21 protein-coding genes and 1 tRNA gene are annotated in these 22,633 nt (G+C 60.7%); 16 read left to right on the plus strand and 6 right to left on the minus strand.

Translation table 11 applies throughout. The annotated features are described in order from the left end of the window. Positions 1-110: 110 nt before the first annotated feature. The gene (locus J3L12_RS12745; protein WP_243455222.1) at positions 111-518 is read right to left on the minus strand and encodes a transposase; all 408 of its coding nucleotides are present in this window, start codon (positions 516-518) and stop codon (positions 111-113) included. 67 nt (positions 519-585) lie between these two features. Continuing rightward, positions 586-1,413: a PEGA domain-containing protein gene (locus tag J3L12_RS16980; RefSeq protein ID WP_208015442.1), complete on the minus strand. Its 828-nt coding sequence runs from the start codon at positions 1,411-1,413 to the stop codon at positions 586-588. Positions 1,414-1,776: 363 nt separating this feature from the next. On the opposite strand from J3L12_RS16980, the gene J3L12_RS12755 reads away from it, so the two are divergent. Together J3L12_RS12755 and J3L12_RS12760 are read left to right on the plus strand one after the other, a co-directional pair. Then, positions 1,777-2,550: a fumarylacetoacetate hydrolase family protein gene (locus J3L12_RS12755; protein ID WP_208015443.1), complete on the plus strand. Its 774-nt coding sequence runs from the start codon at positions 1,777-1,779 to the stop codon at positions 2,548-2,550. A gap of 107 nt (positions 2,551-2,657) precedes the next feature. Then, positions 2,658-3,866, plus strand: coding sequence for a potassium/proton antiporter (locus J3L12_RS12760; protein ID WP_208015444.1), 1,209 nt, complete (start codon positions 2,658-2,660; stop codon positions 3,864-3,866). A gap of 177 nt (positions 3,867-4,043) precedes the next feature. Here J3L12_RS12760 and J3L12_RS12765 read toward each other — a convergent pair whose 3' ends face one another. Further along, complete coding sequence (locus tag J3L12_RS12765; protein ID WP_208015445.1) at positions 4,044-5,564, minus strand: NFACT family protein; 1,521 nt, start codon at positions 5,562-5,564, stop codon at positions 4,044-4,046. 446 nt (positions 5,565-6,010) lie between these two features. On the opposite strand from J3L12_RS12765, the gene J3L12_RS12775 reads away from it, so the two are divergent. Next, entirely contained in the window at positions 6,011-6,580 is a 570-nt protein-coding gene (locus J3L12_RS12775; RefSeq protein WP_208015446.1) for a cold shock domain-containing protein, read from the plus strand. 69 nt (positions 6,581-6,649) lie between these two features. On the opposite strand, the gene J3L12_RS12780 is transcribed toward J3L12_RS12775, so the two are convergent. Further along, complete coding sequence (locus J3L12_RS12780) at positions 6,650-7,423, minus strand: tRNA (adenine-N1)-methyltransferase (RefSeq protein ID WP_208015447.1); 774 nt, start codon at positions 7,421-7,423, stop codon at positions 6,650-6,652. 196 nt (positions 7,424-7,619) lie between these two features. Between J3L12_RS12780 and J3L12_RS12785 the strand changes: the two genes are divergently transcribed. The 10 genes from J3L12_RS12785 (at position 7,620) to J3L12_RS12830 (ending at position 17,344) form a co-directional block, all read left to right on the plus strand. After that, positions 7,620-8,609 (plus strand): ATP-binding protein, encoded by a 990-nt coding sequence (locus tag J3L12_RS12785; RefSeq protein WP_208015448.1) that lies wholly within the window; start codon positions 7,620-7,622, stop codon positions 8,607-8,609. Positions 8,610-8,865: 256 nt separating this feature from the next. After that, a complete protein-coding gene (locus tag J3L12_RS12790; protein WP_208015449.1) occupies positions 8,866-9,351 on the plus strand; it encodes a GspH/FimT family pseudopilin in 486 nt (161 codons plus the stop codon). After that, a complete protein-coding gene (locus tag J3L12_RS12795) occupies positions 9,348-9,737 on the plus strand; it encodes a prepilin-type N-terminal cleavage/methylation domain-containing protein (RefSeq protein WP_208015450.1) in 390 nt (129 codons plus the stop codon). The genes J3L12_RS12790 and J3L12_RS12795 overlap by 4 nt, the downstream gene beginning before the upstream one ends. Positions 9,738-9,855: 118 nt before the next feature. Then, on the plus strand, positions 9,856-10,629 hold the full coding sequence (locus J3L12_RS12800) for a hypothetical protein (protein WP_208015451.1): 774 nt from the start codon (positions 9,856-9,858) through the stop codon (positions 10,627-10,629). A gap of 56 nt (positions 10,630-10,685) precedes the next feature. Further along, complete coding sequence (locus J3L12_RS12805; protein ID WP_208015452.1) at positions 10,686-12,770, plus strand: hypothetical protein; 2,085 nt, start codon at positions 10,686-10,688, stop codon at positions 12,768-12,770. A 61-nt stretch (positions 12,771-12,831) separates the two neighbouring features. Further along, positions 12,832-13,416, plus strand: a complete 585-nt coding sequence (locus tag J3L12_RS12810; RefSeq protein ID WP_208015453.1) for a response regulator transcription factor — start codon at positions 12,832-12,834, stop codon at positions 13,414-13,416. 216 nt (positions 13,417-13,632) lie between these two features. Continuing rightward, on the plus strand, positions 13,633-15,696 hold the full coding sequence (locus tag J3L12_RS12815) for a pilus assembly PilX N-terminal domain-containing protein (RefSeq protein ID WP_243455223.1): 2,064 nt from the start codon (positions 13,633-13,635) through the stop codon (positions 15,694-15,696). After that, positions 15,693-16,151: a prepilin-type N-terminal cleavage/methylation domain-containing protein gene (locus J3L12_RS12820; RefSeq protein WP_208015455.1), complete on the plus strand. Its 459-nt coding sequence runs from the start codon at positions 15,693-15,695 to the stop codon at positions 16,149-16,151. The genes J3L12_RS12815 and J3L12_RS12820 overlap by 4 nt, the downstream gene beginning before the upstream one ends. Further along, the gene (locus tag J3L12_RS12825) at positions 16,141-16,515 is read left to right on the plus strand and encodes a prepilin-type N-terminal cleavage/methylation domain-containing protein (protein ID WP_208015456.1); all 375 of its coding nucleotides are present in this window, start codon (positions 16,141-16,143) and stop codon (positions 16,513-16,515) included. The genes J3L12_RS12820 and J3L12_RS12825 overlap by 11 nt, the downstream gene beginning before the upstream one ends. A 7-nt stretch (positions 16,516-16,522) precedes the next feature. Continuing rightward, positions 16,523-17,344, plus strand: coding sequence for a type II secretion system protein (locus J3L12_RS12830; protein WP_208015457.1), 822 nt, complete (start codon positions 16,523-16,525; stop codon positions 17,342-17,344). Here J3L12_RS12830 and lepA read toward each other — a convergent pair. Continuing rightward, positions 17,341-19,140, minus strand: coding sequence for a translation elongation factor 4 (gene lepA, locus J3L12_RS12835; RefSeq protein WP_208015458.1), 1,800 nt, complete (start codon positions 19,138-19,140; stop codon positions 17,341-17,343). The genes J3L12_RS12830 and lepA overlap by 4 nt on opposite strands. A gap of 216 nt (positions 19,141-19,356) precedes the next feature. Here lepA and J3L12_RS12840 point away from each other — a divergent pair, with 216 nt between their 5' ends. The 3 genes from J3L12_RS12840 to J3L12_RS12850 all read left to right on the plus strand — a co-directional run bounded on the left by J3L12_RS12840 (position 19,357) and on the right by J3L12_RS12850 (position 22,485). Next, on the plus strand, positions 19,357-20,196 hold the full coding sequence (locus tag J3L12_RS12840) for an ABC transporter substrate-binding protein (protein WP_208015459.1): 840 nt from the start codon (positions 19,357-19,359) through the stop codon (positions 20,194-20,196). 242 nt (positions 20,197-20,438) lie between these two features. Beyond that, on the plus strand, positions 20,439-21,464 hold the full coding sequence (locus tag J3L12_RS12845; protein ID WP_347708900.1) for an amino acid ABC transporter permease: 1,026 nt from the start codon (positions 20,439-20,441) through the stop codon (positions 21,462-21,464). 277 nt (positions 21,465-21,741) lie between these two features. Then, positions 21,742-22,485, plus strand: coding sequence for an amino acid ABC transporter ATP-binding protein (locus J3L12_RS12850; RefSeq protein ID WP_208015461.1), 744 nt, complete (start codon positions 21,742-21,744; stop codon positions 22,483-22,485). A 27-nt stretch (positions 22,486-22,512) separates the two neighbouring features. On the opposite strand, the gene J3L12_RS12855 is transcribed toward J3L12_RS12850, so the two are convergent. Further along, positions 22,513-22,588, minus strand: a tRNA-Asn gene (locus tag J3L12_RS12855). Positions 22,589-22,633 lie beyond the last annotated feature (45 nt).

Below are 22,633 nucleotides of genomic sequence, written 5' to 3' on the forward strand. Positions count from 1 at the left end.
GCCATCACCGTACTGAACTTGGCTTTACCGCTTGGTGGGCTTACCTCATCATCGCCCTGAACCTCATCGCTGCTTCCCCAGACCTGTGTATAGCTGACATCGTTTTGTGACTAGCACCAGTGATTATCTAAGGCTACTGCCTCCTCCACCACCCCTAAGCTCTGCAATAACTGCCGGTTCATCTCATCCAGGTGACTTGCACGAAAGCGCTGATACATCCGGCTGAGGGTGCTGTAGTGAGGCACCTCTTCGAGTTCCAGTGCCTCCCTGAGTTCCTGGCTCATCCGCAAAAGCTCTTCAAAGTCACGGTAGCTCATCTTGAAGTAGAAGCACAACATAACGCAGGCGGCCAGTTGGGGGAGGGTGTATTTCTTGGGGCTATTGGGGTGGCTGTACTCGGGAAAGACCGTTTGGGTCTGGGCGTAGATGATTCGCGCAACCTGCAGGTGCAGGCTCGTTCGTGGCTGGGCTGCTTTACCCGCCCGGCAAGAAGGTCTTGGGGAGCGTTTATGACCCATCGGGCCCCATTATCACAAACCTTGCAACAGAGCAAGGTGATCTCGCTTTGGTGAAGCACTACAAGTCCTACTGCACCAGCTCCACTTCCAGATTTTTGTTGCGGGGCACGTTAATCAGAGCGCTGAAGGTACGGTAGCCGGGCGCCTCGACCTGCAGGGTGTAGTCGCCCGCCTCGAGCAGGAAGCTCGAGCGCCCTAGCTTGCTACTGGCAATCTCCTGGGTGCCTTGCAGGATGCGAACGGTGGGGTTCGCGGCATTGACCCTCACGCTCAGCAGACAAGGACAGCCTGGCTCGACCTCGCGCACGCTGCCCGAGGCTGCAGGCTGGCTAGGCGGGGGTGGGGTGGGCTCGGTGGGCGCTGGCGCGGGCGAGGGTTCTGGAGTGGTTTGCGGCGGGCCTGGCTCGGACGGGGTGGGAGCGGGCTCGGGGCTGGTAGGGGCCGGGCCGGGCTCTATGGGTGCGGGGGTTGCTCCGTTGGATTCGGGGGTGGTGGGGGTTGCGGTGGGTGGCATGGCCGGGCTGGTGCGGAAATTGTCGAGCGGGTCGGGGATGGTGCCGGAGGTCAGCAGGTTGGGGTTGGGGCTATCCAGCAGGGTGATGCTGCCAAACCCTACCAGCCCCAGCAGAATCGCCAGGGCTGCCGTCCAACCAGCCAGGCGGCGCTGACGCAGGTTTAGAAAGGCCCAGACCAGGAGCAGCACCCCCAGAACGCCCATGCCCCAGAACACCGGTGTGCCGTACAGGTGATGCAGCCAGGCTCCACCGAACCCAAATAAACCCAGCAGCGCACCGAAAGCCATCCAGGCTAGCCCACCACGCTGGAGGCGGGTCAGGCCCCACAGCAACAGCAGTACCCCCAGAATGCCTAGAACCCATAGCAATAGTGCGTTCATACAAGCTCCTTTCGTGGCTCGAGGGATCGGGAAAGAGGCTCACAGGGCATGGTCAGGCACTCAACCCCTGGGAGCCTTTCAGTTCACGACGGCGGGCCCGGACATCCTGTGTACTTTGCGAAGGCCCAGTGGTCGTGAATTCCTTACTCGCATGAGCCGTTGCCCTTCCTAAACTCTAACACCAGGGCTAACAACCTGGGTGTATCCACACCGTCCCGAATAACTCAAGAAATCCGAAGTGAAGCCCACACGACCCGCCAGGCTGAAGGTGGCGTTCGGCTTTCCAAATACACGCCGGCTCTGTAGGGCTGAGGCAAACGTCCTAGGACAACCCCAGCCGGGCAACGGTATACTTGACCCACTATGAAGCTCGTACGTTTTGGTGCAGGCCAGTGGGGGGTTCTAGAAGGCGAGATGATCCACGAGACCGACGGCCCGGCGGGCAACCCCACGGGCCGTCATTTTGACCTGGGGGGGGTGACCCTGCTGGCACCGGCCACGCCCACCAAGATTGTGTGCGTAGGGCGCAACTACCTCGACCACATCAAGGAGATGGGTAACGATGCCCAGGAGCTGCCCAAGGAGCCGGGCTTGTTTCTCAAGGGACTCAATACCCTGGCTCATCCGGCCAACCCGGCCCGCCCCGACCACTCCGGCGATGTGGTGCCCTATCCCAGCTTTACCAACCTGCTGCACTACGAAGGGGAGCTGGCGGTGGTCATCGAGCGGCGCATGAAGAACGTGCCCGAGGCCGAGGCCCTGGACTACGTGCTGGGCTATACCTGTGCCCTGGACGTGACCGCCCGCGACAAGCAAAAAACCGACCTGCAATGGGTGCGGGCCAAGTCCGCTGATAAGTTCTGCCCCCTGGGGCCCTGGCTGGTGACCTCGCTGGACCCGCAGAATACCGTCCTTCGCACCTATGTGAATGGCGAACTGCGCCAGGAGGCCCACACTAGCCTGATGATCTTCTCGGTGGCCCAGATCCTCTCCTATATCAGCAGCTTCATGACCTTAGAACCCGGCGACGTGGTGCTGACCGGCACGCCCGAGGGGGTGGGCGAGCTCAAGCGCGGCGACCACGTGGAGGTTGCCATCGAGGGGATTGGCGATCTGCACACCCGAATTGGGCACTAAACCCCTGCCTCCAGCAGGGTTTGGCCGCATACTGAACCTCGAGGTGCCCCGCGCACCAGGAAAAGGCGGTGTCTGCCCAGGAGGGCAGATGGGACGTGGAGGTGTAGTTGCCAAGGGCCGAACTCATCTTGCTGGTAGCAGGCGTTTTGCTGCTCCTGAGCGTGCTGGCCACCAAGCTGGGTGGGCGGTTGGGGGTGCCGGGGCTCTTGTTGTTTCTGGCGATTGGGATGCTGGCCGGCAGCGACGGGCCGGGGGGTATCTGGTTCGATAACTACGCCCTGGCCCAGTTTGTGGGCACGGTGGCGCTGGTGTTTATCCTCTACTCGGGTGGGCTTTTCACCCGCTGGAGCACGGTGCGGCCCATTCTGGGGCCGGGGCTGTCGCTGGCTTCCGTAGGGGTGTTCATCACCATGCTGGCCACCGGCGCTTTTGCCTACTGGGTGCTGGATTTACGCTGGCTCGAGGCCCTCTTGCTGGGGGCCATTGTCTCCAGCACCGATGCCAGCGCAGTGTTTGGCGTTTTGCGTGAGCGGGCGGTGCGCCTGCGCAAGCCGCTGCGCCCCTTGCTCGAGTTCGAGTCGGGCACCAACGACCCCATGGCGGTCTTCCTGACGGTGGGCCTGACCCTGCTCCTGACCCAACCCGGCATGAGCGGCTGGCAGATTCTGCCCATGTTCGTCCAGCAGATGCTGCTGGGCCTGCTGCTGGGGTACGGGCTGGGCCGGGTTTCGGTCTGGCTTTTGCGCCACCTGCGGCTCAGTTTCGATGGGCTGTATGCGGTCTTCTCCCTCACCCTGATGCTCCTGGTCTTCTCGCTAACGGCGGTGCTGGGGGGGAGCGGCTTTCTGGCGGTGTACGTGGCCGGGGTGGTGGTGGGCAACAGCGATTTTCCCCGCAAAACCGCCCTCACCAGCTTCCACGAGGGCCTGAGCTGGCTGATGGAGATCGGCATGTTCCTCACCCTGGGTCTGCTGGTGTTTCCTTCCCAACTGCCTGCGGTGGCCCCGAGTGCGATTCTGCTAGCCCTTTTTCTGTTGCTGGTTGCCCGCCCGGTGGCGGTGTTGTTCAGCCTGCCCACCCCCCGCTTTACCTGGAACGAAAAGGCCTTCATCGCCTGGGTGGGCCTGCGCGGGGCCATTCCCATCGTGCTGGCCACCTTTCCCTTGCTGGCCGGGGTGGAGGCTGCCCAGCAAATCTTCAACGTAACCTTTTTCGTGGTGATCTTCTCGGTGCTGGTGCAGGGCACCACCCTGCCCCTGGCGGCCCGCTGGCTGCGCGTGCGTGCCGAGGACGAGCCCCCAGGTTCCTCGCCCTGACTGCTTATACCAAATCCACATGAACCCCTTGCCTTCTCCCCTGGGCGGGAGAAGGTGGCTACACCCCGATCGCGCTATTTGCCAGTAGTGACGGGAACACGATTAATCGCACCTGGGGTGTTGCCGGATGAGGGGGGATATAAACGCCTTTCAAAGATAACTATCCTGGTAAAGTTGTTACTCCTCCGGCGGCTCTGCATCCACAAACAAGGTTTTGCCCTGGGTGTAGAGCACCTGTCCCGGTGCGGCCTTGCGGGGCCGCCAGACGTGTTTTTTAGCGGTGTAGTCCACCGGCACATTTTTCTCGCCCCTGGCCCTGGAGTGGTAAGCCGCCAGCTGGGCCGCATAGAGCAGGTCGGGCAGGGCGGCGGGCTGCCCCTGGGTGCGCAGGATGACGTGCGAGCCGGGGAGGCCCTGGGCATGAAACCACAGGTCTTCGGAATGGGCCATGCGGGTCAGGAGGTCGTTTTCCTTGCTGCTGCGGCCCACCCAGACCTCAAACCCGCCCGGGCTTTTGAAGCGCAGCCCGGTCTGGGGGCCTTTCTCGCGGAGCTTGCGGCTTTCTGTGCGAAGCTCGTCCCTCGAGAGCCCTTCCACCCGCTTGAGCTCGGCCTCCAACGCCCTAATCTGCGCCTCGGTCTGGGGGAAGAGCTCCAGGGCCTTTTCGGCGTTGGCCTCGAGGCGCTTGGCCCGCTCGTAGAATTTGCGGGCGTTCTGGATGGGCGAGAGCCCCTTCTCCAGCGGAATTTCCACCGGCTGGCCGGAGAAGTCCTGGAGCCGCGCCACCGTTCCCGGCGTAATTTGCGGGCCATAGGCCATCAGGAGGTCGCCCCACTCGCGCAGCCGTTTCGCTTCCTCCAGCCGCTCGAGGGCCCGCCGGTAGTCCTGGAGGCGGGCTTGCAGGGTTTTGATCTGCCGCTGTAGCGCCTCGCGCAGGGGCTTGCGCAGGGCCTCGGCCTCCTCCTGCTCCCAGCTTGCCCGCAGTGCTGCCGAAAACGGGGTGCGCCCCTGGGGCTGTTCCACCAGGCTGTGGATAACCCTGTGGATAAGCGGCAGATGCTCGGCGGTCAGCACCGTCTGCGGGCTGAGCTGGGCGCGGCGCACCAGTTCGGCCCCCAGTTCCTTGCCCACCCCGTCCAGGTGTTTGAGAAGCTGAGCAAAGGTCTGGCCCACAAAAGGGGTCAGCGCCTCCGGGTTTAGCGTGCGGGGGTCGAGCTTCTGGTAAGGTGGGGGCGGGGTGTAGGGCAGCCCAGGCCGCAACTCCCGGAAGCGGTTAATTGCAGGGGTGACGGGGCGGTCTATGCCCAGGATCTGCCCCTCCAGGTCGCAGACCATCAGGTTGGCGTTGCGCCCGGTGAGCTCGAAGACCAGCCGGGCCGGGGCCACGTCCACAAAGCCCTTCTCCCCCTCAAACTCCAGCAGCACCACCCGGTCCAGCTTGACCTGCTGTAGCCCCACCAGCCGCCCCTTGCAGCGGGCCTCCAGCAGCCGCTGAAAAGGGGTTCGGGCCTCGCCCCCCAGGCGGCCCGGCTCCACCGTCAGGATGGGGTTGGGCGGGCGGTAGCGCAGCACCAGGTTGCCCACCCCCTCCAACAAGAGCGCTGCCGTCCCCTCGTCCGGAAAGGCCCAGCCCAGGCTGCGCAGGGGCAACTGCCCCGCCAGCTCGCGCACCACTGCATGAATCAGCAAACCTTCCATCCGGCCCTACCACGGCCAAGTATAGGGGTTTGGAGAGGGCCCGACCCCTTCAGACTTCGGAGGCTAGCCGGTTCTCGAGTACCGCCTTATACAAAAACAGCAGGGCCGAAAGGGCAACGTTCTGCGTAGAGGCCGATACGTTTTGGTTGACTGCGAGATCGGTTAGGTAGGCCCTTACCTCTTCTAGCCCCAACTTTCTTGGGTGTTTTCTGCCGTGGAACCTGATGAAGTCGGTGATTGTAGTATAAATACGACTGTTCAGTGCTACGGGCTAGATGGCGAACCCTGATGGCCTCGCGCACTGAGTTCAGGAAAGGGGAGGTTTTGGGGGAATAAACCTTTGGTGGTTCATGGTCGTTCGCCACTTCGGCATAACTCCTCTCAGGAGGGTTTTATACCGCAGGTGCGGCATAATCACTAGCTAGCCGTTTTCAAGAGGAGTCTCTGTGCAAGGCAAGGTCAAATGGTTCTCTGAGGAAAAGGGGTATGGTTACATTGTGGCCGACGACGGAAAGGAATATTACTTTAATATCAGAGATATTCAGGGAGCGAATCTCCCGCGCAATGGTGATGTTGTCAGTTTTGAGTCCGTCCAAGGAAAAAAAGGGCCGAAGGCAACATCGGTTTCCATCGTGGCCAAATCTCAGACCCCCTCAAACAGCCGCGGCAATGATGACAGAGCCACTTGCACCCATTGCGGGAAAAAGATGGTGCCTCGAATCATAACTTACAGGGGTGAACCAAGTAAATCTGTTTGCCCATTTTGCGGTGGCACCTACAAAGATTTTGGTTTGTGCTTTATCGCCACTGCCGTTTATGGTGACTATCACGCCCCTGAGGTTATCGCACTCAGGCGCTTCCGAGATGAAACCCTCCAGCCCTCTCTCGTTGGCCGCATGTTCATCGCTGTGTACTATCTGCTTTCTCCTCCCATTGCGAAATTTCTTAGCTCAAAACCTTTTTTAGCTGCTGCTGTCAGGAAAATTCTGAATGTGCTGGCACGCTACTACGGCTAACAAACGCTTCGAGAGGGACGTATAAACACAGGGCGAAGCAGCCTGTTGGAGCGTCCCTCAAGCCGCACGTTAGGCCCCCCCAACCCGCCTAAGCTGCACCAAAAACGCCGTATGCCCCACCTGCTGAAACTTGGGGTGGGCAATGGGGGGGCGCACGTCCCACTCGCGGTGCAGCACTTCCAGGGTGCGCTCCACCAGGTAGGGGAGGCGCTGGGCCTGGAGGTACTCGAGCAGCGCTACCACCTGGGTCAGGTTGGGCAGGTAGCAGGCCAGAAAGCGGTCGGGCTTGAGGGCCGGGGTCACGGCGGGGAGGACTGTCCAGGGTTCCATCAGATCCAGCGCCACGCCGTCGAAGGTGCCGGGGGGTAGCTGGGCCTGGGCCAGGTCGGCCTCGAGCCAGGTCACGTTGCCCCAGTCTTCAAACTCGTGCAGGTTGCGCCGGGCCCGGGCCTGGTGTTTGGGGCGGGTCTCGTAGCTCCACACCTGGCCCGCAGGCCCTACGGCCCGCGCCAGGTACAGGGTCAGGCCCCCGGAGCCCGAACCGGCTTCCAGCACCCGCATGCCGGGGGCCAGGTCGAGCAGAAAGCAGAGGGTGGCGGCGTCCTTGGGGTAGGTGGGGGTGGCCTCGCGAGGCATGTGCAGTACGTAGTCTTCCAGGGTGGGGCGGTGGATGGTGAACTGCTCGCCCTGCGGGGTGGCGATCCGGGCGCCGGGGCCCGCCTGCACAATGGCCTCGTGATCCAGGGAGCCCCGGTGGTAGTTGAAGCGGCCCCCCGCCTGCAAACGGAACAGGTAGGTGCGGCCCCGCCGGTCTTGCAGGAGCGCCCAGTCGCCGTAGGTCATGGAGCCTAGCCTAGCGGGGGGGTGGGTGGGTTTGTCAAACGCGCTGGCGCTGCCAGAACGAGAACCTGGAACCCGACCCGAGCCCCACAGATGGAAAGTGGGTTTGGGGTCGAAAAAACCCGTCCTCTGTGTGCGTCTGATTTGGCTACTTGCTGAAAAAACCAGGTACCGATAGGGTTGGGCGTACACTTAGCCTATGCCGCTCAAGCATCAACTGGCCTGGGTGATTGGTTTGCTGGCTTTTATTCCCAACCTGGTCATTGTGCTCACCTTCTGGGCCTCGGTTCGAGGGCAACCCCTGGAAACCTCGCTTTTTTTGCTGGGGTGGGTGCTGGTGCTGGCGCTGATTGCTGCTGGCGTAGGCTACGTCCTGGCCAATACGCTCCTGCGCCCCATGGACGAGCTGACCCGCAGCCTGTACTACCTGCGCGGGGCGGGCCGCACCCTGGCCGAGCTTTCGCTGCCTTCGCCGCAACATCGGCCACCGGCTGAGATACGGCAACTGCGCGAGGGCTTCGAGGACATGCTTGAGCACCTGCGTGAGCTGCTGGAAGCCCGCGAGGCCACCTACGCGGCCCTGACCCACGACCTCAAGACCCCCCTGCTGGCCAGCCTGCGGGCGCTGGAATACCTGGAAGAGGCCGACAAAATCGGGCCGGAAAAGCGTAAGGAAATGCTGCGGAACTTGCAAGAAGAACTGAACCGCAGCTACCTGCTGGTCGAGAATCTGCTTACCGCCAGCCGCCTCGAGGCTCAGCGCATCCAGCCGGAAAACCTCAACCTGCGCTCGATTCTGGAGGACTTTCGCCTGCGCTACACCCAGCAGGCCCAAAAGCGGGGCCTGCAACTGGAGATTGAAGGGGCCGGACAGGCCCGCGCCGAACGGCTCTTGCTCGAGCGGGCCGTGGCCAACCTGACCGAGAATGCCCTGCGCCACGCCCGAAGCCGGGTGGTGCTCAGGGCGGGGGACGGCTGGCTCGAGGTCGAAGACGATGGACCGGGCCTGCCCGATAGTCTGGAAGCCCTCTCCCAGCCCTTTCGCAGCCAGCGCCTGCGGGGGGTGCGGGCGGGCAGCGCGGGGTTGGGGCTGTATGTGGCCCGGCGGGTAGCCGAGGTGCATGGCGGGCGTTTGGAAAACCTGGCTTTACGGGGCCAGGGCACCCGGTTGCGCCTTTGGATGCAATAAAACCTTGAGCCAGAGCTTCCAAATTCTTTGCCTGGATTTGACACCCGCTCCTTGTCCGGATTGTGATATTTGACCACGGACAAAGGGGTTATGAAAAAAATGCAAAACGGGTTCTGGAACGCATCAATCTCCAAAAATAATAATCTGAGACAAGGTATTAACAACTTATTAACGTAACGTCCAAACCCCCAAATGGGGGTCTTCAAAATCGTGGCCGCTACCTACTTTGGTTAGGTAGGAGGGCATACAAGCCGTTATGCGGAAAAGTCATCGGTCGCGTCTGAGGACAGGGGGTTTTACCCTCATCGAAGGCATCATCGTTTTTGCAGTTATGGCGATACTGTTCTCGGTTGGATTGGTGGGTTTTCGCGGTTTTTCCAATCCACTTGAGAACCAGTATGCCGAGCTCATCTCCCTTGTTCGCATGGCTCGAATAAAGGCCATGCAGAATACGGCTGCTTATCGGTTGAATGCCAGTGGCAGTACCATCTCGGTGCAGAGGGCCAGCAACTGCAACGCTACCGTCTGGAGCACAGATACCAGCATCGGGCGGGATCTGGGTGGGGGGATTCGAGGCTTACAGCTCGGTGAGGGTGTGACTATGAGCCCTACTACCTGGGTCATCTGCTTTAACAGCCGTGGAACCCTGGGCTCTAACAGCAATCTTTCGCTTACCTTGAGCCGTGCAGGGCAAACCCGCTCAATGCAGGTGCTACTGGGGGGAGGAGTGGTGAAGCAATGAGCAAGCCCTCCGCTTTTTCTTTAATTGAAGCGCTGGTGGCCCTTGCAATTCTGGCCATCCTGCTGGCATTTGTAATACCCAGCTTTGTGGGTTTTTTGCAGTCCAACACCGATAACGAAATTCGCAACCAGGCGGCCATTGTTGCGCAGCAACAGATGGACTTCTGGCGACAGCAAGCCAAAGGAGCGACTGGCGCCAGTATTCCGCTCTCGGGTACTAGCCCCACTCAGACTGTAACTCAAGGGGGGCGAAGCTACTCGGTTGTCACGGCCTTCTGCCCTGATGCAAGCCAATGCTCCAGCGACAAGCGACAGCTCAGGGTGGAGGTTCGGCTAGGCACAAGACTGGTCTACAGCCTGGAGGCGGTTTATGTTATCTTCAACTAGTCACCCAACTTCATCATTTCGAGTAAATGGTACAAGGGCCCGGGGTTTAACGCTTGTAGAACTCCTTATAGCCTCGGCAATTTCCATTCTGATTCTGGCTTTACTGGTACCAATCGTAATGGGAAGCCGACGCCTATACACGCTCGACCAGTCCCGCACTGGGGTCAACCAGGATCTGCAAACGGCCATGTCCATGATTGGCGACGATCTGCGCCAGGCGGGTCAGGGGCTTTTGTACCCGGGGGCTGGATATAACTCGAGCCCAAAGCCCATTGTGGTGACTACCGGGACGCCCGGGGATACCCTCGAGGTCTGGTTCGCACGTAGCGGTACGAATATCCCATTGCCCATTGGTTTGTGTGGCAACGCCACGGCCAGCATCATTCCCGTGGCCAGCTCAAGCAACAACTGCGGCCAGGGCGACTCCAACAACAACAACATTCCAGATAAGGTTGAAAACTTCAACAACTACCGCATTGACCAGGGCGGAAGCATAGTGGCATATCTGTACAACCCCTCGCTGCAAACTGGAAAACTGATCACCCTTACCGGGGGCAGTGGTACGGCTACCGACTACAACTTCACTTACACCGGCTCCGGTAGTGGAACCTACGGGGTGAACTCGAGCCTGATGCTGGTAGATCGCAGACAGTACTCTCTCTCGGGTGGCCAGCTTTTGCTATCGGAAAACGGCGGGCCGGGCCGGGCCGTTATGGTAGGGGTAACGCAGTTTCGGGTCGAACCGCTTACGAGCACCAACACTGCCTGGACTCCCAGCATGCCCTTATCTTCTTTGAGCCGTGTGCGGGTGACCCTTAGGGCAACCGATCCCCAGGGAGTTACCCGTACCCAGACCAACGAGTTCTTTCCTCGCAATTTCCTCTCGCAGTAGGAGGTCTAGAAGTGATGAAAACTAACCGAGGTTTTGCTTTTCTGGCTGTGGTTCTTATGATGGCCGTGCTAGCCACCTTACTCACAGCCTACTTCACCATCAGCATGCTGGATACCAACAACTCTGCTGCTCAGTCTTCCCGCACAAAGGGCTTTTTTGCGGCTGAGACTGCGCTAAACCTGCGAGCGGCAGCGATCAAGGAGATCTTCAGCAACTACAGCCGTCCAAGCGGTACCTCGCCTGGCCCGAACAGCCCCTGTACCGCAGGCAATATGGGCAGCGGCGACTTTGCTTGCCAGACCAGCACGGTTCAGGGGAAGCAGGTAGTGACCCACATGCGTGAGCTGACCAACGACCTGGTCAACGGCGACACCATTTCGATTCCCCCGGGCGAGCCCTTCCAGGGGCTCTGGGCCAACCAGTACCGCTACGATGTGTTCGCTCGGGCCCTCAACCGCCAGAATCAACCCGAAGCCATTGTGCGCATGACCTTCCGCCAGCGGATGATCCCTCTCTTCCAGTTTGGGGTGTTTTACGAGGGTGACCTCGAGTTTGACCGCACGGCTACGCTGACCATGGCCGGCCCTATTCACTCCAACCGAAACATCTTTCTCGATGCAGGAGGTAGCGCCAGTCTAACCGTGGATGACAACGTGACGGCAGTGCAGGACATTTACCGAGGTGGAAAAAGCAATGTAGGCTGCAACGGAACGGTGTCGGTTCTTTCGGTGGGCATTGATTGTGGTAGCGGTGCTCGGCGTGTTCTTACAAGCGCCGAACTTTCCAACCCTGCTTGGGCGGGGCGGGTGCAGAACAACATGAATCCGCTGCAAATTCCGGCTCCATCGGCTTTTGATCCCGGCGGCCTTTATTGGGAACGGGCTGAACTCCGGGTTATGCTTGACCTGAGTACGGGTACACCACAAATTCAAGCACGTAATGTAGATGGCACAGTTAATGTGGCCCTCACCTCGGTTCTTACCACCGGAACGGCTTTTGACCCCAACACCGGGGCAGGTACCCGCCCGGTGGATTACTCCAACTCCTTCTACAACAACCGCGAGCTAACCACCCGGCCCAATCTGGGGCCCATCCACATGCTCGAGGTCAACATGGCTGCTTTGCTGCAAGCCTTGCAGAGTAGCGGTCTGGTCAACCTGGCCGACACCACCGATAACGGCCTGGTGTTTTACTTTGGCGTGCAGGGCCCCAACAGCGCAGGTTTGAACAACTATGGTGTGCGCATACGTAATGGAGCCGACCTGACCGTAGCCAACCCCCAGATCAAGGGCCTAACGGTGGTTACGAACCAGGCGCTTTATGTGCAGGGCGACTACAACAGCGATATGAGCACCGGCTCGACCTCCCGCTGGCGTCCCGCCGCCCTGATGAGCGACTCCATGAACATCCTGTCCAACGAGTGGTTCAACCAGCATCCCAACCCTTATATCAGCGGCCATTACGGGGCGGCCTTTACCAACCCCGGCGGTTTCACCAACAATATTCCTAACGCCTGCGGTACCATTGGCCTGAACGGAGCCGTGACCAATGCGCTCGCCAACCAGATTGGCGGGGATGCCAAGAGCAACCCCCGCTGCCGCAACCGCTGGATGGCGCTGGGCACCAGTGAGGACAGCAGCAATGCTCCCAATCGCTGGATTCCCCCAGCCACCAACACCACCGTGCAGGCCGCCGTTCTGACTGGCTCTACGATTACCCCTACCATTGGCGGACAGAGCGCGGGGGGGGTACATAACATCATGCGTTTCCACGAGCAGTGGACGAACCAATGGCCGGAGGTAAGGATTGCACCTCTTAGTGCAGCAATCTGGTCGGCCGTTAAGGGTGCTTCGCTGGGCACGGTTAGCCTGACGGTCAACGGTGCGTCGCTCACTATGCAGCGTTTCAACAACACTACTGCTTCTCGCACCTTTACCTACAGAGGCTCCATCGTGAGCCTCACAACCAACGGCCCGCAGCACGTAAACGGCAACTTCTTCCTGGGCCAGCCCTGGTACCATCCTCCCATTCGTAACTGGGGTTTTGATACCCGATTCCGCAACTTCACGCTGCTGCCGCCCCTTACCCCCATGGTCTCGTACATGAGCCAGGAGCTATTCCACCGGGATTACAGCCAGTAAGCACGCCGAGCAAGACCCTCTGTGACTTTGCCAGAGGGTCTTGTGTTATGTTGTCAGCTAGATGCGCCTCCTCATAGCCGACGACCACCCCCTGTTCCGCGTGGGCCTGCGGGCGGCCCTCGAGCGCGAAGGCTTCGAGGTAGTAGGGGAGGCTGGCGACGGCCAGGAAGCCCTGAACCTGTGCATGCAACTGCTGCCGGATGGGGTGGTGTTGGATGTGCGGATGCCCCACATGGACGGGATTACCGCCGCGCGAATGCTGCGCGAGCAGCGCTACCGGGGCCTGATTACCCTCCTGACCACCTTCAACGAACCGGTCTTGGTTCAGCAGGCGGCTCTGGCGGGCGCCGATGCTTACTGGTCGAAAGAACTGCCACCCGAGGCCCTGGCCGAGCGCCTGCGTCGGCTTAGCCTGGGGCTAGAGCCCCGCCTGCGGGCGCCGGAGCTCCCCAAACTCACCGCTCGCGAGCAAGAGGTGCTGCAGTGGATGGCCCAGGGGCTTTCGACCAAGGAAATTGCCCGCCATCTGCACATCTCGCCCGAGACCGTCAAGGATCATCTGGTACGGCTCTACGAAAAACTCGAGGCCCGCAACCGTGTGGAGGCCCTCGAGCGGGCCCGCAGCCTGGGGCTGCTGAGTATTTGAGTGCTTTCGGGCCTACCCTCGCTGCGGTTGGCCCGGTATGTCCTGTTTGTGAAGGGCGTTTGGTTTCTGAGGTTGTAAACTTTTGGGCAATCAACACCCCCAACAGGGGGTGTTACAATACGAACGAATTGCAAATCATGCAGATAGGCTTACGGGATTTGGAGGCGCTCCATGCCAGGCAACAAGGGAATTACGCTCGTCTCAACGCTGGTATTTATGTTTATTGTCATCATTCTGGTGAGCGTTGCTACGCTTACCTCGCTCAACAACCGCCGCAACGCCCAGGACGCCCTCCGCACCTCGCAGGCCCAGTTTGCTGCCGAGGCGGGCCTCGAGCGGGCCGTGGTTCGGCTGTGGCACCAGGTACTTGCGGAAGCCAGCTCCTCTAGCGTGACCGGTTACCGCTTGGCCCTGGATCACATGGGCTTGACCAACGGCGGTGTCATTGCCAGTCTGTTTGGCCAGCCCCAAAGTCTGGAGGATGGAAGCCGTTTTGAGGTGCAAGTCTCCCGGCGCGACACCACCACGCCCTCGGGGGAGGCCCAGATCGAGCTGACCGTGATCTCTACCGGCACCCTATCCGATGGAACCACCCGGCGGCTGCGGCAGGTATTCCGCGTGGCCCGGGCCCCCTTTCCCTTCGACTACCCCTTCCTGACCAACAAAGCCGACTGTATTTTCTGCCACCTCGAGGTGCGCAGCATGGACGCCCTGCGGGGTAACCCCAACCCCAGCGACCCCAGCACCTGGTGGCGGCGCATCAAGGTGGGGGTGCTGGAAGACCTGGTTATGCGGGACGATCAGGAAGCGGGTACGGTACACGGTTCGCTCGTCACCCGGGGCACGGTTCGCCAGCAGTATAGCGGTCGCCTCGAGCCCTCCGCACAGTACTTCACCACCTTGGAGCCGGGCCAGACCCGCATCCGCTCCACCACCCCCCTGCGCCCCACCCCTGCCGACTGCAGCACCCCGAGCAACTGCACCACCCCCCAGAACCTCTACTACAACTACCCGGACAGCACCAACCTGGCCGCCTTTAGCAACCGCTACCCCGATGGCGAACTCCCCGACTTCTTCCCCCTGCCCATCCCCGACGACAACAACAACCGCCTGATCGACGATGACGAGTGGCTCGACGCGGTGCAGACCAGCCTGGAGAACCGCAACGAGAACTATTTTACCGGCAGCATCAGCGCCCCCATACTGGTGAACCCCAGCAGCATCGCCTGGCCGGGAGGCTCGAGTTTACAGACCCTCGACTCGGCGGCGCTGGGCCTTTCCCGCAACAACGTCATCCTGGATGGCTCAGTTATCCCCATCACCCTTAGCGGCACGGTCTTCATCAACGGCGACGTGGTCATCCGGGGCCGGGTGCGGGGTAACGGCACTATTCTGGCCCGCGACAACGTGTATATCCTGGGCGACCTGATCTACGACTGCGGCCAGGGCAGCGCCCTGCAGGCCTGCGATTACCGCGACCCCAGCCGTCTGCCCCAGCTCAACCTGATTGCCGGAGGCAATACGCTCATGGGGGATTTTTTGAGCATAGATACCTTTATGGCGGACAATCTCAATCTTCTGCAAAACAACCGAATCCAGCTCCCCATGAGCGTTTGTCGGGACAACCCCTCCCAGCCGGGGTGCGGCAGTGGTGCACGGGTAAGCTGGCAAGATGACCCCCTTTATCGCCCAAACCTGGCCCTGACCGAGGTGACCAACTTCAACCGCAGCGAGCTGCAGCGCTGGTTGCGAAATAACAACTACCGGCCCCGCTTTTACACCTATGGCGAGAACGAAGTTTACTTTGGCGATGGTTGCAATCACGACCCTGTCCGCTACTCCAGCTACCAGACCCTCAGTGCTGGGGCCCGGGTTCACACCTGCCAGGGGGAGCGTTCACTGGGCAGCGTAGCGCTCACCCAGGCCCAGGTGAACGCCATTCTTAGCCGGGCGGTGCGGTACGAGATTACCTCGAGCTTCTTCAACAACAATTCGCTCAAGCAACTCTGGAACGAAACGATGCAGAACCGCTCCGCAGGGGCGTTGCGTACCGATGGGCTTTTATACTCCGCCAATGCCATCTTCAGCGTGATTCAGAATGGCCGGGGCTACAACATGGGAGGGCGCTGGGATCTGCGGGGCGCCCTGGTCGCTGCCGATACGGGCGTGCTGGCCCCGGTCAAGCTCGACATCTATCACGATGCTCGTCTGCGACCCCGTATTCCGGGTGGACAGCAGGCCCAGCTCAGCAGGGGTATATGGGAAGTGGTGGGGCAGTGAATAGACCCTCCCCGAGTGGCATCAGCCTGGTGGAGTTTCTGATAGTGCTGGCAGTGCTCGGCATCCTGCTGGGGGTGGGCTTTGTTTCGCTACGTTCTTATCAGCAGAGCCTGGCCATCCGCGAGGCGGCTACGCAGGTGGCTACTGAGCTCCTCAACATCCGCCAGCAGGCGAGGCGGCAGTCGGTCAACTTTTCCTTTCAGGCCAGCGCCAACTCCAATACCTACCGGGTGGGCCGAACCAGCGAGCTGGCATCGCTCCCCAGTAAATCGCTGCCCCCAGGGGTGGTTTTTCAGAGCGTACCCTCGGGCGGCGGCACCGTTCGGTTCGATGCCCCCTATGGCATCGTGACCAGTGGGGCCAATGGCAGCTATGTCCTGCGAGGGCCTGGCAACCGGGTGCTCAATGTCAATGTGGTCGGTCGAACCGGAAAGGTGGTGGTTCGTGCGCCGTAGTGGTTTTTCTTTTGTTGAGGTGATGGTAGCGCTGGCCATCCTCTCATTGACCATTCTGATCCTGACCTACTTTGGCTCGAGCTTCACCCTCACCCGCAATGCCCAGATCGACACCCAGGCTCAGGCCTTTGCCCGGAGCTACTTCGACAATGTGCGGGCTAGCTGGTCTACCAGGGCGGCCTTCAACGCTGCGGTGCTGCCCTCGGTATCGCCGCCCAGCGGCTTTAGCAACCCCTCGGCCAGCCTGGCCACGATCCAGACCATCGGAACCCAGGTGGTGCTGCGCCGGATCACCCTTCAGTTCACCGGCCCGCAAAACCGCTCTTATAGCTTCTCCACTGAGGTTGCCCTGCCTCCCTTGTAAAGGTTCTATGCGTAAAACAGGCATTACCCTCATTGAAATGCTGATTGCTGCCGTCATTAGCGTGGCCATCCTGGGCCTGATCGCCGCCGGGCTGCGCAGCAGTAGCGATAGCCTGCGTTTTGTGCAGAATTCCCAGCTCCTCACCGAAGACCTGCGCAACGCGGGTAATCTGGTGAGCGATTACATAGCCAAGGCCGCCTTTGTTTACCCCCCTGGCGTTACCCTGACCATCGGCAGTGTAGGGGGCTACACGGTGCGGAACCCCTCCACCAACAACAACACCTGGCGCATTGGCCAGGATTCCGCTATTGCGCTGCTCTGGCCTCCAACAGTTGAAAATGGCGTAGAGGTGGTCAAGTTTGTAATGGTCTACCCCCTCAACCGGGGCTGGGTGGTAAGCAGGGCTACCGGGGCCGAAAACCCCGGCCCCGACCCCGCTAACAACAGTAAATGGCTGCTGTACATTTACGAGCGCAATGTCCCGGTGGGCTCGAGCCGCCTCCCCAACGGTTTCCCTGCCATCATTCCCACTACCATTTCTGAGGGCTCAGGCAACCTGCTGGCCGACTACGTGCAGCCGGGGGGCTTTGTGGTTAGCTACCGCAATTGCCTGGGGTTTGACGAGGGAGGTTTGGCTACGCTAGCCCTTTGCCCCACCACCCCGCCCACGCCCCTCCGCGCTGAGCACAGCGCGGTGCAGGTACAGTTTTCCCTCCAGGGCGAGATTCACCAGGGCAGTCGGGACTCCCGCGTGCCTGCCAACCCCCTGCGCTTCGAGGCGGCTCCCCGCAACCTGCCCACGCGACTGACCGATATCACCCTGAATTAGTCGCGCCCTGCCGACAACACCGCCAGGAAGGCCTCCTGCGGTACGTCTACCTTGCCGATGGCCTTCATGCGCTTCTTGCCTTCCTTTTGCTTTTCCAGAAGCTTTTTCTTGCGGGTGATGTCGCCGCCGTAGCACTTGGCCAGCACGTCTTTGCGCAGGGCCTTTACGGTGGCGCGGGCGATAATCTTGCCCCCAATGGCGGCCTGGATGGGCACCGCAAACTGCTGGCGGGGGATCACCTCCCCCAGCTTGTCCACTATCTCGCGCCCAATGCCATAGGCTTTGTCCTTGTGGGCGATAAAGGCCAGTGCGTCTACCGGCTCTTCGTTCACCAGGATGCTAACCTTGACCAGATCGCCTTCCTGGTAGCCGATCTGCTCGTAGTCCATGGAGGCATAGCCCCGGCTGATGGACTTCAGGCGGTCGTGGAAGTCGTAGAGGATCTCACCAAACGGCACCTCGTAGACCAGCTCGACCCGCTTGCCGATGTAGTGCATGTTGCCCATCTTGCCGCGCTTTTCCTGCAAAAGCTGCATGATGGAGCCCACGTATTCTTCGGGGGTATAGACCGTGAGCTTGACGTAAGGCTCGTAGATGGCCTCAATTTTGTCCGGGCTGGGCAGTTCGGAGGGGTTGTGAATCTCGACCTCGGAGCCGTCCGAGAGCCTGACCCGGTAAATCACGCTGGGGGCGGTGGAGATCAGGTCGAGGTTGAACTCCCGCTCGAGCCTTTCCTGCACAATCTCGGCGTGTAACAACCCCAAAAAGCCACAGCGGAAGCCAAAGCCCAGGGCCTCCGAGGTTTCCGGCTCAAAGGAGAGGGCTGCGTCGTTGAGCTTGAGCTTTTCCAGGGCCTCGCGCAGCCGGTTGTACTCCTGGGTGTCGGTGGGGTAGAGGCCGGCAAACACCACCGGCTTGGCCGGCTGGAAGCCCGGATAGGGGGCCTGGCAGGGGTTTTGGGCCGAGGTGATGGTATCGCCGACCTGGGCATCGCCAATCTCGCGAATCGAGGCCGTCACCCAGCCCACCTCGCCGGGGCCTAGCTGCCCAACCGGCTCGAGGGCGCCAGGCCGAAAAACCCCCACCTTGTCCACGCTGAATTCCTTGCCGGTAGACCAGATGCGGATGGTGTCGCCCGGTTTGATGCTGCCATCCATTACCCGCACATAGGGGATGACCCCCTGATAGGCATCGTAGATGGAGTCAAAGATCAGGGCCTGGGTGGGGTTGGTGGGCTGGCCCTTGGGGGCCGGGATGCGGGCCACGATGGCCTCCAGAATCTCGTCCACCCCCTGCCCGGTCTTGCCAGAGGCAAACACGCAGTCGTCGGCGGGAATGCCCAGCACTTCTTCCACCTCGAGCGCGACCTCGAGCGGCTCTGCCCCCGGCAGGTCAATCTTGTTGATGACCGGGATGATGGTGTGCTCGTGCTCCATGGCCAGGTAGAAGTTGGCGATGGTCTGGGCCTCCACTCCTTGAGAGGCGTCCACCACCAGGAGAACCCCCTCCACGGCGGCCAGCGCCCGGCTGACCTCGTAGCCAAAGTCTACGTGGCCGGGGGTGTCGATCAGGTTGAAGGTGTAGGTCTGGCCCGACTTGCTCTCGTAGAACAGCCGCACCGCACTGGCCTTGATGGTGATGCCACGCTCGCGCTCGAGCTCCAAGGAATCCAAAAACTGCTCACGCATTTCCCGCTCCGAGACCGCCCGGGTCATCTGGAGAATCCGATCCGCCAGCGTAGACTTGCCGTGATCTACGTGCGCGATGATGGAGAAATTTCTAATCCGCTCCTGCACAGCCTATACATTGTAGCCGATGCCTTGGGAAACTCTGTAAGCAAAGGCTGCACAAAGCCTGGAATGCGCCGCCCATCGTCGCCAGCCATTGGTATTTACAGCCCACCATCAAGCCCCAGCCCTCACCAGGTCGTTGACACTCTCATCTGGGTTTTGTAATGTTGAGCACGACGTTCTTTAGCAGTAAGTGGCTCCACTGTACCGGGGAGGTTTGAAGTGAAACGACTGTGGATAGTAGGTCTAGTAACCCTTGCTTCGCTGGGAATGGCCCAGACCAGGATTGGCAATTGTGAAGTAACCGGCCAAAAAGGACAGTTTCCTATTCGTCCTGCGGTGGCGGGCCAACTCACGGTGCAAACCAACCTGCCGGGGCCTGGCTTCTGGAACGGCGATAGCCCCGCCACCATCAAGGACGGCTTCGAGTACTGCCTGGCCGCCAACATTGCCCACCGCGCCGGGCTGGATAAAGTGGTGGTGCAGAACGTGGCCTGGGATGCGCTGATTGCTGGTCAGACCCGCAACTTCGACTTTGCCCTCTCCCAGATCACCATCACCGAAGCCCGCAAGCGCGTGGTGGACTTCTCCCGCCCCTACTTCTCCTCCGACATTGGCGTGCTGGTGCGGGCTGCCGACAAGGCCAAATTTACCGGCCCGGCCAGCCTTAAAACCGCCCGCTTAGGGGTGCAGCAGGCCACCACGGCAGCCAAGTTCCTGAGCGATACCCTCAAGCACCCCCAGAACCTGACCCGGGTTTTCCCCGATGTGGCAGCGGGCTTTACCGCCCTGCGTGCCGGTCAGATTGATGCTTTCATCATAGATACCTCCATTGTGCTCTCGGAGGCGGCCAAGTCCAATGGCGCCCTGGCGGTAGTCGGGCAGTTCCAGACCGGCGAGAACTACGGGGCCCTTTTTGCCAAGGGCAACGCCAACCGGGCGCAGGTGGACAAAATTCTGGAAGCCCTGGAAAAAGACGGCACCCTCAAAAAGCTTTCCCAGACCTATCTTGCCAAGGAATGGGGCATTGACCCCACCACCGTGCCGGTCTGGCGGCCCTAGGTAAAGGTCAATAGTCAATCGGTGATGGTCTAAGGTCTATCGTCATCCAAAGTCCAAAGGCAACTTGAAACCTGGGGTGGCGTAACCAAGCGGTGTACCGATGTTCCACCTCGGGGGTGCAGAGATGCACCCCCGGCTTTTTCCAGTAAAATCGCTTATCCATGAGGGAGCCGGGCTCAAACAGCAAGGAAGCACGTCGGCGCAATCCGACCCTGCCACGGGATGGCTTTGGATTTGCTCTGGTGGCGCTAACGCTGGCCATTTTGCTCTTGCTGGCGACGGCTTGGGTCATGTGGCAGGTCAAGCAGGTTATGTCTGTCAACCAGTTTCGGGCGCTCTGGGCCGACTTTTTGCTGGTGCTGGTGGCGCTTTTGCCCCTGGGCCTTCTGTTCCCCGCGGGCCGCAGCCTGGGGCAGGCGAGCGCAGCCCGGCGGGCTTTGCAAAGCGAAAACCTGATTGCCGCCAGAGTTCATGGCGCCGAGGCCCACACCTGGGCCTGGTTTACCCTGGGCTATGCCGGGGCGCTTTTGCTGTTTTTGTTGTTCGTACTGTTTTTCATTGCCAACAACGTGGCTGTGGGGCGCACTTTTTTTCAGCTCGAGCTAATCGCTAACTCCTTTGGCCTGATTCTCAAAGCCTTCTGGGTCAATGTGGTCATTTTCCTGTTTGCAGGGTTTTTCTCCCTGGTCTGGGGCCTGGTGGTGGCTGTGGCCAAGCTCCTGCCGGGCAAACCGGCCCAGCCCATTCGCTTCATCGCCACTTTTTACACCGATGCTTTCCTGAGCCTGCCTTCCATCATCGTGATTTACCTGATTGGCTTTGGCCTGCCCCTCACCGGCATTGGCTTCTTTCGCAGCCTGCCCTTAGAGGCCCTGGCGGTGCTGGCCCTGACCCTGACCTACGGGGCCTACATGGCCGAGGTCTACCGGGCGGGCCTCGAGAGCATCCACCCCAGCCAGTGGGCCGCCGCCCGCAGCCTGGGCCTCTCCTATGGCCAGACCCTGCGTTTTGTGATTATTCCTCAGGCGGTGCGGCGCATCATTCCGCCCTTGCTCAACAACTTCATCGGTATGCAAAAAGACACCGCGCTGGTCAATGTGGTGGGGGTGATAGATGCCTTCAACCAGGCCCGCATCATCGCCTCCAACGACTTCAATCTGTCTGCCGTGACCACAGTAGCCATTCTTTTTATCCTGATTACCATTCCCCAGACCCGCCTGGTAGACCGGCTGGTAGAGCGCGACCGGGCCCGCTTCCGGCAGGGGTAGAGGAGAAGAGCCAGATGTGCGATGCCAAGTTCGCTTGAACACTTTGCATGCCGTAGGAGGTTGGCGATAGGGAGCAGGGGTTAGAGGGCAGGGGGCAGGTGTGGAAGAACTACCGCCTGCCTCCCACCACCAACCCCCACCCTTTGTGTGTAGCTGAGAGTTGGTTATAAGCCTGGAGTTGGTTTGAAAACCAGAAAGCGGATGCCATGAACCATAAACCCTTGACCCCAGACGCCCTGCCCGCCTTTGTTTGGGCGCTCAGCGCAGGAGGCTCTAAATGAGCTTCCTGGAAGTCAAAAACGTACACAAGCGCTTTGGCGCCAACGAGGTGCTGCGCGGCCTCAATCTGAGCGTGGAGGAACACCAGGTGGTTTGCCTGATTGGGCCTTCGGGCTGCGGGAAATCTACCCTGCTGCGCTGTGTGAACGGCCTCGAGGAGATCCAAGGGGGCGAGATCCGGCTCCACGGAGACCGCATCACCGGGCCAGGGGTGGACTTGAATGCCCTGAGGCGCGACGTGGGCATTGTGTTCCAGAGTTTCAACCTGTTTCCCCACATGACCGTGCTGCAAAACATTACCCTGGCCCCCACTCAGGTGCTCCGGATGCCCGAGGCCGAGGCCCAGGAGAAAGCCCTGGCCCTTCTGCGGCGCATTGGCCTCGAGCACAAGGCCCGGGCCTACCCCGACCAGCTTTCGGGCGGCCAGCAGCAGCGCGTGGCCATTGTGCGGGCGCTGGCCATGGAGCCCATGCTGCTGCTGCTGGACGAGATTACCTCGGCCCTCGACCCTGAGCTGGTCTCGGAGGTGCTGAACCTGCTGCGCGAGCTGGCCCGGGAGGGCATGACCATGATTCTGGCCACCCACGAGATGGGCTTTGCCAAAGAGGTGGCCAGCAAAGTCTGCTTCATGTACGAAGGGGTGGTGCACGAGGAAGGCCCCCCCGAACAAATATTCTCCCAGCCCCAGCACGAGCGCACCCAGCAGTTTTTGTCCAGCATCATCGAGGCGGGGCGGCTATGAAAAAAACCCAGGTTTCCCTGGGTTGTCTGGCTCCGCGAGCAGGGCTCGAACCTGCGACCATTCGATTAACAGTCGAACGCTCTACCAGCTGAGCTATCGCGGAACGCTCGCCGATGGCAGATAAGAATATAGCAGAGCTTGTTGTAGT

This window comes from Meiothermus sp. CFH 77666, from assembly GCF_017497985.1.
Classification (GTDB): domain Bacteria; phylum Deinococcota; class Deinococci; order Deinococcales; family Thermaceae; genus Meiothermus.

Excerpts from the sequence above, each read along its gene's own strand:
- J3L12_RS12785 (WP_208015448.1), top strand. The coding sequence starts at position 7,620 with ATGCCGCTCAAGCATCAACTGGCCTGGGTGATTGGTTTGCTGGCTTTT.
- J3L12_RS12805 (WP_208015452.1), top strand. The coding sequence starts at position 10,686 with ATGATGGCCGTGCTAGCCACCTTACTCACAGCCTACTTCACCATCAGC.
- J3L12_RS16980 (WP_208015442.1), bottom strand. The coding sequence starts at position 1,413 with ATGAACGCACTATTGCTATGGGTTCTAGGCATTCTGGGGGTACTGCTG.
- J3L12_RS12790 (WP_208015449.1), top strand. The coding sequence starts at position 8,866 with ATGCGGAAAAGTCATCGGTCGCGTCTGAGGACAGGGGGTTTTACCCTC.
- J3L12_RS12795 (WP_208015450.1), top strand. The coding sequence starts at position 9,348 with ATGAGCAAGCCCTCCGCTTTTTCTTTAATTGAAGCGCTGGTGGCCCTT.
- J3L12_RS12745 (WP_243455222.1), bottom strand. The coding sequence starts at position 518 with ATGGGTCATAAACGCTCCCCAAGACCTTCTTGCCGGGCGGGTAAAGCA.
- J3L12_RS12780 (WP_208015447.1), bottom strand. The coding sequence starts at position 7,423 with ATGACCTACGGCGACTGGGCGCTCCTGCAAGACCGGCGGGGCCGCACC.
- J3L12_RS12765 (WP_208015445.1), bottom strand. The coding sequence starts at position 5,564 with ATGGAAGGTTTGCTGATTCATGCAGTGGTGCGCGAGCTGGCGGGGCAG.
- J3L12_RS12800 (WP_208015451.1), top strand. The coding sequence starts at position 9,856 with ATGGGAAGCCGACGCCTATACACGCTCGACCAGTCCCGCACTGGGGTC.
- J3L12_RS12810 (WP_208015453.1), top strand. The coding sequence starts at position 12,832 with ATGCGCCTCCTCATAGCCGACGACCACCCCCTGTTCCGCGTGGGCCTG.
- J3L12_RS12850 (WP_208015461.1), top strand. The coding sequence starts at position 21,742 with ATGAGCTTCCTGGAAGTCAAAAACGTACACAAGCGCTTTGGCGCCAAC.
- J3L12_RS12830 (WP_208015457.1), top strand. The coding sequence starts at position 16,523 with ATGCGTAAAACAGGCATTACCCTCATTGAAATGCTGATTGCTGCCGTC.
- J3L12_RS12755 (WP_208015443.1), top strand. The coding sequence starts at position 1,777 with ATGAAGCTCGTACGTTTTGGTGCAGGCCAGTGGGGGGTTCTAGAAGGC.
- J3L12_RS12815 (WP_243455223.1), top strand. The coding sequence starts at position 13,633 with ATGTTTATTGTCATCATTCTGGTGAGCGTTGCTACGCTTACCTCGCTC.